Here is a 12673-nt window from a genome sequence, read left to right as displayed (position 1 = left end):
GGAACCGCATGCAGCCTTAGTGAACGGAATATGAACATTTGAACGAAAACTTGTGTTTATCGCCTTTTTGTGCTATATTAATCTGGTGATTTCCGTACTTCCTTTTCAGAAGGAAGTGGCTTTCGGGAAAATTGGATGACATTGGGAGGAAACGAGTGGGGCTGGTATTGGACGCCGCTTTTGCGGCGATTGTACTTTGTTTTATCGTCGCCGGTTATCGTGCCGGCTTGATGCGTACATTGGTAGAATTTGTTGGGTATTTGTTCGCAGTGGTTGCCTCAGTAGTGCTCGCGGGCCTGGTGGCGGACGGGTTGGCAGATCTGTTTCTACAGGCGCGCAGTCCTTCGCCAGCGGAATACTATTTTTTGCGTGTAATCGCCACTGCAATCGTATTCGTTCTGCTGCAAATGTTGGTACGGATCACAGCCTCGGCAGTCAGTGCTGTTTGCCGTCTGCCTCTGTTACATTTGGCCAACAGCCTGTTGGGCGGTTTGTTTGGGGCATTTAAGGGTGTCGTTGTTGTTCTGCTCTTGTGCTCTTTCGTGCAGTTGGCAGGTCCTATTTTCGAATTGGAGAATGGCCCCTTGGACGAACAGGAGCTTTTTACCACCTCGTATATTTTTCATTTTGTTTCTGCGCATAATCCGGTTTATTCCCTGTTCCACGTGGAAGACTTTTTGAAAGGGGTCGGAGGCGCCTTGTAAGCGCTGAAACAGCGCGTGCATATTTTGCAGCGGACTCTGTCGCATCCGGCGGCATCAGCCCGGAAAGGCTTGTGAGGAATGAAAAACTGGAATAAGAATATCAATGTACCAAATGCACTTTCCCTGTTTCGAATTGTGCTGATTGTGCCGTTTGTCTATTACTTTTTACACGATCAGATCGTACCAGCTGCCGCCTGCCTTGTTCTCTCCGGGCTTTCGGATATGTTTGATGGCATGATTGCGCGAAAGTTCCACCAGATCACCGAGTTAGGAAAAATGTTAGATCCAGTTGCCGATAAGCTGACACAGGGGACAGTGGCTGTATGTTTGGCAATTGAGCAGCCGGTCTTGATTCCACTTTTGGCGATCTTTATTGTTAAGGAACTTTTGATGTTGGTGGCAGGATCTTTCTTGGTCCTGAAAAAGAAGAAAAGGCCCACCGGCTCCAAATGGTATGGCAAGGTGGCAACCATTCTTTTTTATTTTTCATTTGTCGTCATTGTGTCCCTAAAGGGGTTTTTCCAGATCGAAAACCTCGCAGTGACGGTCACGTTGCTTTCCGTGACAGCGGCATTTATGATCTATGCTTTTATCCAATACTTTAAGATTTTTTTGCAGCTTCTGCATTCTACAGACCCGAAAGATGCCATCGATTTGAAGGCGGATATTCGTGCCAAAAAGTCTGCAAAGAAGCAATAATTTGACAATTAACGCCGTCCGAAGGCCGCGGACGGCGTTTCCGAATATTCCAAGGGGATGGTTCGGCCGCACTTGGATGGTATCCACTCACTGGGTACAGATCAGTACAAACCAGCCATTGGTGAAATTTCCGGTTGGTTGTTCCCCGGAACCTTTTATATTTTTAGAAAAAGAAGTGATTGCAATATGATGATGTGTTCGAGATGTCATAAGCGCCCGGCTGTCGTGTTTATTTCGCCCACGGTAAACGCACAGGAGAGCAAGGGGCTTTGCCTGGTTTGTGCCAAGGAACTGGGAATTAAACCAGTGAATGATTTGATGGAAAAGATGGGGATCACAGAAGAACAGATGGAGGCAATGGAGTCCGAGTTCAGCAGTCTGATGAACCCAGAGAGCAACAATGAGAACAGCGAAGAAGGTTTTACGCCCGGTGGTGCAGCGACTTTTCCATTTTTACAAAATATCTTTTCGGATATGGCGAATCCGCAGAAGAGCAGCGGGGAGACGCCGCCCCCTCCGTCTGCGCCAAAGCGTGACAAGCGCGAAAAGCATAAGACAAAGCGCAAGGCGTTGGATACGTATTGTACCGATTTGACTGCAAAGGCGCGCAAGGGTGAAATTGATAAGATTATTGGAAGGGATAAGGAGATTTCGCGGGTGGTACAGATTTTGAGCCGCCGCACAAAGAATAATCCCTGTCTGATCGGCGAGCCCGGCGTAGGCAAAACAGCGGTTGCAGAAGGATTAGCATTGCGAATTGCCTCTGGCGATGTCCCAGCGCGCTTAAAGTCCAAGGAGATTCATCTCCTCGACCTCACTGCGCTGGTGGCAGGGACCCAGTTCCGAGGCCAGTTTGAAAGCCGCATTAAGAGTTTGGTCGACGAAGTAAAGGCAGAGGGAAACATTATCCTGTTTATTGACGAAGTGCACAACTTGGTAGGGACTGGGGATGCAGAGGGTTCGATGAATGCGGCAAATATTCTCAAGCCCGCTCTATCCCGCGGTGAAATCCAGGTGATTGGCGCTACAACCTTTGTGGAATACCGCAAATACATTGAGAAGGACGCGGCCTTAGAGCGCCGCTTCCAGCCTGTAACCATTGCAGAGCCGTCGGTTGATGAAACGGTGGATGTATTGATGGGTATTAAATCCTATTATGAGTCGTATCATCGTGTACGCGTGCCGGATACCCTGGTGCGCCGTACGGTGGTCCTTTCAGAGCGTTATATCAACGACCGTTTCCTTCCCGACAAGGCCATTGATCTGTTGGATGAGGCCTGTGCCTGTGCAGCTCTGCGCAATCTCCCGATGGCCGAATATGACCGTTTGACCGCAGAATTGGAAAAGATGCGGCAAGACGAGGACGATATAACGAATGATGGCGGAGAGATCGATTATGAAGCGCTTGCAAAGTTGCGCTATGAGATTTCTCAGGCGGATGAAAAAGTGAAGGAACTCGCTCCAGCGGCTTTGGGCGCGGAGGTTGAGGAGGCGGATCTGGCCAAGGTGATCGAGCTTTGGACGGGGATTCCTGCCAGCCGTATCCAGGAAAATGAGCTTAAAAAGCTTGCTGATCTAGAGAGCGTATTGAACACCAAGATTATCGGCCAGCAGGAAGCGGTTTCCGCAATTGCAGCTGCGATTCGCCGTAGCCGGGTACAGATCAGCCCTCGCCGCCGGCCTGCGTCCTTTATTTTTGTTGGCCCGACCGGGGTGGGAAAAACCGAATTGGTGAAGGTGCTCTCTCAGGAACTTTTCGATACCCCAGAGACTTTGATTCGCCTAGATATGTCGGAGTTCATGGAGAAGCATTCGGTGTCCCGGATCATCGGTTCGCCTCCGGGGTATGTCGGATACGATGAGGCTGGACAGGTGACCGAAAAGGTTCGCCGCCGTCCGTATTCGGTTCTTCTGTTCGATGAAATTGAGAAAGCGCATCCGGACGTCATGAATATTCTTTTGCAAATTCTCGACGAGGGCCATATTACGGACGCCCATGGACGCAATGTCAATTTTGAGAATACGGTCATAGTGATGACCTCAAACGCCGGCAGTGAGAAAAAGGAAGGGGCGCTCGGCTTTGCGCGCAGTGATGCCGATGTAACGAAGGAAAAGGCAATGAAAGCGCTCTCCGAATTCCTGCGTCCGGAATTTCTCAGCCGTGTAGATGAAGTGATTGTCTTCCGCCAGCTCACGGTAGAGGATTTTGAGAAGATTGCCGCCCTGATGTTGGATGAATATGTACTTTCTCTCAAGGAACGTCATATTCGTTTTGTTTACGATGAAAAGGCTACCGGTTGGTTGGCAAAACATGCTATTGGCGGAAAAAGCGGTGCACGCGATCTGCGCAATTTGATTCGGCGTAAAGTGGAGGACCAGATTGCCTCCTTGGTGGTGGAGCACTTCGAACAGCCATTGTTTGGTATTGCATTGACAGCGGATGAAGAATTGCGGATGGAAACGATGGAATAATAAACGAGTCAACGGAATCTCTTTAACGATAAAGAGCTTGTTTGGCATTAGCGTATGAACACAGATTCAGATTCGGCCATATGGGGGCCTCTCGTATGGCCGTTTTTGGTCGGTATGTAGACCGGCATTCTTACAAGTTAGAGGATATTTTCTTTTCATTTGCCCTCGAAAATTACTTGAAATTCTTGACAAATCCTGCTGGACTGTGCTATACTTATTTCCGTCGCAAAATGCGAGTGTAGTTCAATGGTAGAACCCCAGCCTTCCAAGCTGGTCGTGTGGGTTCGATTCCCATCACTCGCTCCAATTGCATGCGCCAATAGCTCAGCTGGATAGAGCAACTGCCTTCTAAGCAGTAGGCCAGGGGTTCGAGTCCCTTTTGGCGCGCCAATATGGTGGATGTAGCTTAGTTGGTTAAAGCGCCAGATTGTGGCTCTGGAGATCGTGGGTTCGAGTCCCATCTTCCACCCCACTTAAAAGTTGCACCTGCGGGTGTTTGCTGAGCACGGGACGGACAGGCAGTTCGGTCCCGTGTTGTTATATACTGGGTTGTAGCCAAGGGGTAAGGCAACGGACTTTGACTCCGTCATTCCGCGCGTTCGAATCGCGCCAGCCCAGCCACGCCTGCGATGAGCAATTGCTCATCGCAGGTTTTTTTGTTATATTGTTGATATAGGGTAGAAGAAAAAATCGCCCTCTTCTATGGAAGAATTCATTGGATAACGGTTGTGGTTCTGTGCTACACTATACGCGTCGCTAAGAGTGGAGAACTTTTGAATGAAGGTGAACCGGATGAAATTGTTGATGAGCGATCGACCTTTGCCTTTTGTGACCTTTTCAGATGAAGCGTATCGTTATGTGGATTTGAGCAGCTTAAAGATTTCTAACTGTGTAGGATGTTTTGGCTGTTGGGTGAAAACACCGGGCAAATGTGTGATCCGGGATGATGCGGCAAAGGTCTATCCCTTAATTGCCAAGAGTGAATCTGTCATCTATGTGACACATGTTAAATATGGTTCTTATGATACGGTCATGAAAACCATGTTGGAACGTGCAATACCGATTCAGCAGGCTTTCATTCGGTTGTATCATGGCGAGACCCATCATATTCAGAGGGCTGTAAAGGAAAAAGAAGCGGTCATTGTGGCGTATGGCGATGTTTCCGAAGAAGAGAAAGCATTATTCAGGCGGCTGGTTGAACGAAACGCCAATAATATGCTATTTCGTTCGCACCAGATTCGCTTTGTCGCGGAAACAGGGCTGGAAACCGCAGTGAAAAAGGAGGTGGCGGTATGGGACGCTTGCTGATTGTAAATGGAAGTCCCCGGGCGCCGCATTCCCATTCCAAACAGATCGCGGAGCTGTTCCAGACTTTTTGGGGTGGGGAGGTCTCCCAATACAATGTGACAGCCAAAAAACATGCGGGAATCTGTGAGCAGATTGGAACCTATACAGATCTACTCTTTGTATTTCCTTTGTATGTGGATGGGTTGCCTGTAACACTGATGCATTTTTTGAAGGAAATGGAAAATCATCCTGTTTCGCCCAAACCGGTTGTACATCTGATTATCAACTGTGGTTTCCTGGAACCCGAACAAAACCGGGTTGCATGCGACATGGTGCGTTTATTCTGTAAACAGAATGGATACCCTTTTGGGTCTTCTTTTTGGATTGGAAGTGGAGAAGCAATTTTGGAAACACCATTTGCTTATTTTGTGAAACGGAAACTCAAAAAAATGGCCACAAGTATAACGACAGGCAAGCCTGTGCAACAGATGGTCACTATGCCGTTGCCGAAGCGGACCTTTCTAAAGGAATCGACGAAGTATTGGATTCGATACGGTGAAAAAAACGGGGTTACCAAGCAACAGATGGAAACGATGGAAATCGAATCAGTCGGCATTTGAGAAAAGCCTGGTCCATTCGTTTGAAAAGTGTGGTATGATATAAGAAACTTACCCCATAAGGGATCAAAGCACGAGGATAAGGAGGTTTTTTCGATGGATTTGCTGGAAGTAATGCAGAAGCGGCGCAGTGTAAGGGCTTATACAGATCAATCCATTCCAATGGATACGTTGGAAAAGGTGATTCAAGCGGGCTTGCTTTCCGCATCCAGCCGTTCCATTCGTCCGTGGGAACTGCTGGTTGTCCGAGAGAAAAAGACATTAGATGCGATGTCGCAGTGCCGGATTGGTTCCGCAAAGATGCTGAAACAGGCGAGTTGTGCGATTGTTGTATTGGCCGACGAAAAAAAGTCGGATGTATGGGTGGAGGACTGCTCCATTGTCATGGCGAATATGCACCTGATGGCAAATTCCCTGGGGATTGGCAGCTGTTGGATTCAGGGAAGACTGCGGGAAGCCCCGGATGGAAGGAGCACAGAGGACTATCTGAGAAGCTTATTACATTTTCCGTCTCATATGCGTTTAGAGGCCGTTTTATCCATGGGAATGCCGGCGGAATATCCGGAACCACATACGATCGAATCGCTTCCCAATGAAAAGGTTCATTGGGACATATTTTGATAGACTTTCCGCGATGGTTGTGCGGTATGGGGTCTACAGAAATGGAATAGAAAATGAATGTGCGGCATTAAAACTCTATTTAGATGTTTGGAAAACCGCGTACAGTTGCCTCGTGCGCAGTTTTCCGAGAGAATCTGTCGGCTGATTTTGGCAGATGTATCAAAGAAAGTAGAATTTTTGTTGACATTTGCTTGATGTGCTGTTATAATAATTAAGCTGCATATGAATCATTAGCTCAGCTGGCAGAGCACCTGACTTTTAATCAGGGTGTCCGGGGTTCGAATCCCCGATGGTTCACCAAAAAAGGGACATCCATTTGGATGTCCCTTTTTGTATACAATGTTCATCGTTGATAATTATGTTGAGAAGAATCCGGCGGTGATGATATGGAGCGATTTCTATCCATCCTAAAATTGTGTGACGCTCCGGAATGGGCATGGTCCGCAGCGAATTGGTTCCATACAAAATGGGGTATCCCAGTAGAGGAATACGATAAAAGCATCGCGGAATCCATACAGAATCCGAGAAAGATCCCTCAGTGGTATCTGGTTTGTGATAGCCGGCAGCAGATTGTGGCGGGGTGTGGAATGATTGCCAATGATTTTCATAGGCGGACCGACCTGTTTCCCAATGTGTGTGCCTTGTATGTGGAACCATTCGCACGCAACCAGGGAGTTGCACGAAACCTGTTGGAATTTGTGAGGAAGGATGCCTTTGCATGTGGTTTCCATCAGATCTACTTGGTGACCGATCACGATCAGTTTTATGAAAAATGCGGCTGGTCTTTTTGGGGGATGGTTCCCTGTGAGGATGGGAGCCCCATCCGTATGTATGTTGTGGAAACCATTGGGGAATAGGACGGTTGCTCAATATTGCGATTTTGGTAAACAATAATGAGGGAAAAAAGCCCTTTTTAGGAGGTAAATTGAGTGGGGATGTCCGTGAGAGAACCGATCAGTGAATGGCCTTCGGTTTATCATCTTTATAAAAGAATGGTTTGTGAGGTTAGAGGGAACAGCCATTTTTTAAAACAGGGTAGATAATAAAGAACACCCGAACCCCGGCCGGTTAGGCCGCATGGCGGGTGTTCTTTTTATATTCCATTTTATTCTATATGGGAGTGGATTGAAATTGTCCAGCATAGGCAGGATTGGTTAGGCCAGCCTCCGTTACCCTCCATGCGGAGGGTGTGTTTTCAAGAACGCTCTTGAATTGGAAGGACACATAGAGTTTGAAAAGCACATCCGAATCGCAAAGGATTCATTCCATTGGATAACGAAGCCCCCAGTCCTTACGCAGACGATCCATCAATCCCATCATATGCAATGTTTCTGCATGGGGCATCTCTGGACATTCGAGCTTTCCGGCCGCGATTGCCCGTGCGCAGGAGCGCACTTCGTATTCGTAACCGCTGATCTCTACAGGGCACGGGTAGATGTGCGGACTGTCTTCTCCATCAACAAAAAGCTGAATCTCCTCTGCGTGCCAAAAACTTGGCAGGACCAAATGGCCTTTTGTCCCATAGATTACGGCTTCATTGCGTAAATTGCCGAGCATGGAGGTTGTGAGTGTAGCGAGCTTTCCATCCGCATATTCCAGAATGATGCTGTCCTGCGCATCAACGCCACGGTCCGATTGGATGCACCGGGAAGTCACCGCTGCAATGGAATCTCCAAAGGCAATGGAGGCGAGCGTCAGGGGATAGATTCCCATATCAAGCAAAGCGCCACCGGCCAGAGCCGGATTCACCAGTCGGTCATGCCAGGACAGTTCAAATCCAAAACAGGCCTCCATAGAGCAGACTCTACCGATTTTTTCTGAAGCCAAAAGGTCTTGTAGCGTTTGGACAAATGGCATGTAGCGTGTCCAGACTGCCTCTGTGATCAAGAGCCCTTTTTGCTCTGCCAATGTGAATACTTCTTCTGCTTGCCTGCGGTTGACAGTAAACGCCTTTTCGCAAAGGACATGTTTTCCATAATTTAGACAGAGCATTGCATGTTCGTAATGATGGGAATGCGGCGTGGCGATATATACGAGGTCTGTGCCGCCGTCTGCCAGCATGTCTTCATAGGAACCATAAGCTTTTGTAAAGCCATAGGTCTTTGCAAAGGCTTGCGCCCGATTTAAGTCGCGAGCCGCTACAGCATAGGAAGTCACATCATCCATTTTTGCAAGGGTTTCTGCCATTGTCGCCGCGATTCTTCCCGCGCCGAGGATGGAAACCTTGAGCTTGTCCATAAGAATACCTCCCAGTCTATTTAACGATCTAAGACTACCTTTATTATAAAAAAAGTCATTGGGTAACGCAATAGAAACGGGCAGAAAAAGGAATCACAGCAGAATCCTTCTTACATCATTCGTTATAAGAAAGACGCTTCCTTCTGCTTTTAAGCATTTAGAAAGCGTCTTTTGAATGGGAGGATTTGTGCATACTTCTATTACAGATTCGGTTGAAAAGGCTCCTTTTTTATCGGAGCGGTTACCCGTTTTGTTCAGGCGATTTGCCTTCAGGGAGTCCGGAAACGTCCATATGGATTTTTTTGGTTGTCTTTCCTTCGAAGGTATTCGCGCGCATAACCTCCGTCATGTCGAATCCCACGGTGTCCTTCAAGGCCTCATTTACCGCCTTGAGAGCGCCGACGGTGTATCGAGCTACGTCGGCTGCGCCGCTTGCATCACCTTTTCTACCGGAACCGTCGATGATGGTAATATTCCCAATCTTCGCCATGGGTTCCGCAATGGCGCGGGCGATTTCTGGAAGTTTATCAATGACCATCTGTAGTTTACCGGCATCATTCATCTTAGCAAGAGCTTCTGCCTTCTTTTCCAGAGCTTCCGCCTCCGCAAGCCCCAGCTGCCGGACTGCCTCTGCCTGGGCCAGGCCCTGCTTTTCCGTCACGGCAGCCTGTGCAGCGCCCTCTTGACGAATCCGTTCCGCTTGCGCCTCTGCGTCCAGTTTTTTAGCTGCTGCTTGTGCAGCAGCATCCAATTTACGGGCTTCGGCCTCTGCCTCCGCCTTTTTAATCATAGCGATCTTCTGCGCTTCTGCGGCGAGTTCAGCCTTTTGCTTTTCAGCTTCAGACGGTTTGATGACGGTTTCCATCAGTTCGGCTTCTTTACGTTCGGCCTTCCGTTTTGCCAATTCGATGTTTTTCTGTTCCGCAGCAATTTGAATCTGGATCTCTGCTTCGCGGACTTCTCGTGCACGCTGTTCCTTAAGGACGTTTGCATCCATTTCCGTGTTAGTGATGTCTTTCAGGGTGACATTTTGTTGGATGTTGTAAGCGGCATCCGAAATGGCGCGTGTAGTTTGGCGTTCCTTCTCGAAGTTGAGCTTTTTAATATCAGCTTCCTTTTGCGCTTCTGCCATGCGCGCTTCCGCTTCCAAACGCGCCTGCTCTCCTGCACGGCGTGCTTCAGAGGTTTTAATCATGCTCTCTTTGATTGCTTCTGCCTGTGCAATTTCCGCATCACGCTTGACCGCAGCAATCTGCGGTTTGCTCAACGCTTCAAAATAGCCATTCTGGTCGCCAATCCCTTTGATTGTAAAGGATTTCAATTCCAGGCCCAATTCGGAGAGCTGATCCTCCGCCACCTCTTTGACACGCTCGGAAAACGTCTTGCGGTCTTTGTAGAGCTGTTCCGCAGTCATGTCGGCGATAATCTCGCGGAGACGGCCTTCACAGACATCCCGCGCAGTTTCCATAATATGCTGCTTGGTTTCCTCTTCACGGCCGCAGTTAAACTGCTCCACCGCAGAGCGAATCATGCTCTCCTCGTTTTTGATCTTGACAACGACTGTGCCGTTCGCCTCAATTGGAACAGCATCCGAGGTCAAAGTTCCCTGCATATTTACGTCAAAGCTGATGTTTTCCAATGTCACATAGTCGATTCGCTGTAGGACCGGAATGACCATAATGCCGCCGCCGGTGATGACCTTTGCGCGGCCTAATCCGGTCACAATCGCCGCCTTGTCAGCCGGAACCTTTTTCCATGTGGAAAAAATTGCAATCAGGATAATTAAAAGTGCTGCGACGACAATCCCAACGGTAATCAAAACTTCAGGCATAATCATTCTCCCTTCATTGATCCAAATGCATGGTCATCTGTTCCGTGTCCTCCACAGGGCAAACGGTACAGATGCGCTTGTCAGGGTCTACCCCTACCACAAGGATTCGTTGCCCAACGGGGAGAATATCCTCCTCCACCCATGGGGCCAGCTTTGCGCTGAATGTCACCTTACTGCCGATGGCGCTGAGCATGGTGATCGTCCCAACAAAATCCTTACGGATCTCCAGTTTTACAACTCCCTCCTTCCATTTTAGGTCCTGCATGGACTGTGCGAGAGGCCGGCTTTTTTTCAATGGACGGATCACATACCGGCCTAACAGGTAGCAACCAGCGATCCCAGCGATTGCGGCGATGGCAACACCGGCGAACGGAGGAAGTCCCAAAAGGCATAGGCGGCCGACTGCACCGAAAACGACCACGCCAAAACAAATGCTCATCAGATTGACCGGTGCCGGCCCGTCGAATCCAGAATCGCCGTCAAAGTCGAGATCGAGATCGAAAGCACTGCCGAGAGCACCAATCAACACATCCAGAAGTGGAACGGCTAGACCGCCCCCGATGCAACAGAGATAGATGATCTGCCACGTCTCCGGAGTCATAAAACCTCCCTCCCTTTTCTTTATTATACTCTTAAGAAAATATATCTCAATAAAAATTTTTGTTACTTTCATTACAAAAATATAATGATCCAAAGAGGAATGTAAGAATTTTTCACAAAGAATGATTTGCCAGTGAAAGACTTAAAAACGCAGACTTTGCTATAAAAAGCACCCAAAGGGAATACGAAAGGCAAATCCCTTTGGGTGTATGACGCAAAAATCAATCTTCTTTTTCGTGTTTCATCAACTTGGTGGGATCGGATAAAACATTCCGAGCTGCAATGGCGGCAGCCCCCAACAGGGCGGGGCTTTCAGGCAAACGGTTTACTTCTATGGTAATGTCGTTGTAGACCAATGGATTGATACAGGCGTGTACCTTGTCGCATACAATCTGGAGCAGAATATCCGGCGCCACCTCTGCCAATTCGTCTCCGATAACGATCATTCCGGGATTGAATTGGTTGATGAGGTTTACAATTCCAATGGACAAAAACTCACAGACTTTCTCATATTCTTCGCGTGCCACTCTGTCACCCGCCCGTACCGCTGCGGAGATATTTGCAGATGTCAGGCTATTTTCATCCAGGACAGAGGATTCTCCTGCCTGTAGGCGGCGGGTGATGTTCTGACAAAACACCAAAAATGAGCAATACTTTTCCAAACAACCACGGTTGCCACATTCACAGGGGGCACCGCGATAATTGATGGTGTTGTGACCAAACTCGCCGGCAATCCCGCGTTGGCCTAAAACAAGTTTTCCATCGGTGATGATACCGCAGCCGATGCCTTGACCTGCCAAAACATAGATCATATTCCGGATACCGTACTCTTTGCTGCGATACCAGAGCTGTGCAAAAGCACTGGCATTTGCATCATTGGTTATGTAAATTGGAATATCGAACCCCTCGGTCAAAGCTTTTTTAATGGGGAAGTTCTGCCAGCCAGAAAGCTCTGTGACAAAGAGCAATTGGTCGCGATCTTCCCGATAAGGCCCCGGCATAGCCATACAGACGGCCGGAATGTTCGTTGAAGCGTTTTCGCGCCGAATATCCTGAATGGCGTTTCGAATACGAGAAATAGTATTTTGTACGTCATCGCGGGGACCGATCGGATACTCCTCCACCGCATAGACTTTTCCCGATAAACCGACAATACTGATATAAAAAGCCCGGCGTGTCATACGAATCCCGATGACCTTATACAGCGCATCGTTCAAGGTTACGCCAATGGACCGTCGCCCTTTGCATCCGCTCATCAACCCGGTTTCTACCACAAGGCCACACTCGATGAATTCCCCAATGATGTTGGTGATCGTAGCCTGTTTCAGTCCGGACAATTGAGCAAGCGTGGCACGGGAGCAAACGCCCTCCTGCCGCAACAAATCTGCCACCAGAGCGCGGTTGATTAACTGGCTCCTTTCCTGGTTAATACTTTTATGTGTGATGATTTCATTCATATCCAAAGACTCCTATACTCCCAAGTTTGTCTTTTTATACTATACACTTTTTGAAATTAAAATGCTTCTAGTTGAAAAATATCATCTATTTAGATGAAATATTAAACCTGCTTTGTGATCAAATCCAGCGCATTCATCTTAATAACT

General features: G+C 48.2%; 11 protein-coding genes and 5 tRNA genes. 12 read left to right on the top strand and 4 right to left on the bottom strand.

The genetic code is table 11. The features are described from left to right. Window positions 1-155: 155 nt before the first annotated feature. The 12 genes from B9Y59_RS11755 (at window position 156) to B9Y59_RS11700 (ending at window position 7257) form a co-directional block, all read left to right on the top strand. Window positions 156-704 carry a CvpA family protein gene (locus tag B9Y59_RS11755; protein WP_054323972.1) on the top strand — a complete coding sequence of 183 codons (549 nt, stop codon included), beginning with the start codon at window positions 156-158 and terminating at the stop codon, window positions 702-704. A gap of 78 nt (window positions 705-782) precedes the next feature. Continuing rightward, complete coding sequence (locus B9Y59_RS11750) at window positions 783-1403, top strand: CDP-alcohol phosphatidyltransferase family protein (protein ID WP_054323973.1); 621 nt, start codon at window positions 783-785, stop codon at window positions 1401-1403. A gap of 189 nt (window positions 1404-1592) precedes the next feature. Then, complete coding sequence (locus B9Y59_RS11745; protein WP_054324056.1) at window positions 1593-3875, top strand: ATP-dependent Clp protease ATP-binding subunit; 2283 nt, start codon at window positions 1593-1595, stop codon at window positions 3873-3875. A 232-nt stretch (window positions 3876-4107) separates the two neighbouring features. Next, window positions 4108-4181, top strand: a tRNA-Gly gene (locus B9Y59_RS11740). Between the two features lie 7 nt (window positions 4182-4188). Next, window positions 4189-4265 (top strand) — tRNA-Arg (locus B9Y59_RS11735). A 5-nt stretch (window positions 4266-4270) separates the two neighbouring features. Beyond that, a tRNA-His gene (locus B9Y59_RS11730) sits at window positions 4271-4347 on the top strand. 73 nt (window positions 4348-4420) lie between these two features. Continuing rightward, a tRNA-Gln gene (locus B9Y59_RS11725) sits at window positions 4421-4496 on the top strand. Between the two features lie 156 nt (window positions 4497-4652). After that, window positions 4653-5183, top strand: a complete 531-nt coding sequence (locus B9Y59_RS11720) for a flavodoxin family protein (RefSeq protein ID WP_242967304.1) — start codon at window positions 4653-4655, stop codon at window positions 5181-5183. Next, entirely contained in the window at window positions 5168-5782 is a 615-nt protein-coding gene (locus B9Y59_RS11715) for a hypothetical protein (RefSeq protein ID WP_085533629.1), read from the top strand. Before B9Y59_RS11720 ends, B9Y59_RS11715 begins: the two co-directional genes overlap by 16 nt. A gap of 93 nt (window positions 5783-5875) precedes the next feature. Then, entirely contained in the window at window positions 5876-6400 is a 525-nt protein-coding gene (locus B9Y59_RS11710; RefSeq protein ID WP_085533627.1) for a nitroreductase family protein, read from the top strand. 224 nt (window positions 6401-6624) lie between these two features. After that, window positions 6625-6700, top strand: a tRNA-Lys gene (locus B9Y59_RS11705). A gap of 86 nt (window positions 6701-6786) precedes the next feature. Further along, a complete protein-coding gene (locus tag B9Y59_RS11700; protein ID WP_085533625.1) occupies window positions 6787-7257 on the top strand; it encodes a GNAT family N-acetyltransferase in 471 nt (156 codons plus the stop codon). A 403-nt stretch (window positions 7258-7660) separates the two neighbouring features. Here the strand turns inward: B9Y59_RS11700 and B9Y59_RS11695 are convergent, their stop codons facing one another. The 4 genes from B9Y59_RS11695 to B9Y59_RS11680 all read right to left on the bottom strand — a co-directional run bounded on the left by B9Y59_RS11695 (window position 7661) and on the right by B9Y59_RS11680 (window position 12526). Beyond that, complete coding sequence (locus B9Y59_RS11695) at window positions 7661-8638, bottom strand: Gfo/Idh/MocA family protein (RefSeq protein ID WP_054323977.1); 978 nt, start codon at window positions 8636-8638, stop codon at window positions 7661-7663. A 241-nt stretch (window positions 8639-8879) separates the two neighbouring features. Beyond that, entirely contained in the window at window positions 8880-10469 is a 1590-nt protein-coding gene (locus tag B9Y59_RS11690; RefSeq protein ID WP_085533623.1) for a flotillin family protein, read from the bottom strand. Between the two features lie 13 nt (window positions 10470-10482). Next, window positions 10483-11070 carry an NfeD family membrane protein gene (locus tag B9Y59_RS11685; protein WP_085533621.1) on the bottom strand — a complete coding sequence of 196 codons (588 nt, stop codon included), beginning with the start codon at window positions 11068-11070 and terminating at the stop codon, window positions 10483-10485. Window positions 11071-11290: 220 nt separating this feature from the next. After that, window positions 11291-12526, bottom strand: coding sequence for an ROK family protein (locus B9Y59_RS11680; RefSeq protein WP_085533619.1), 1236 nt, complete (start codon window positions 12524-12526; stop codon window positions 11291-11293). Between the last annotated feature and the right edge of the window lie 147 nt (window positions 12527-12673).

Source organism: Anaeromassilibacillus sp. Marseille-P3371 (assembly GCF_900169665.1).
Lineage (GTDB): Bacteria > Bacillota > Clostridia > Oscillospirales > Acutalibacteraceae > Anaeromassilibacillus.
This window is presented reverse-complemented; position numbering and strand designations above follow the sequence as displayed.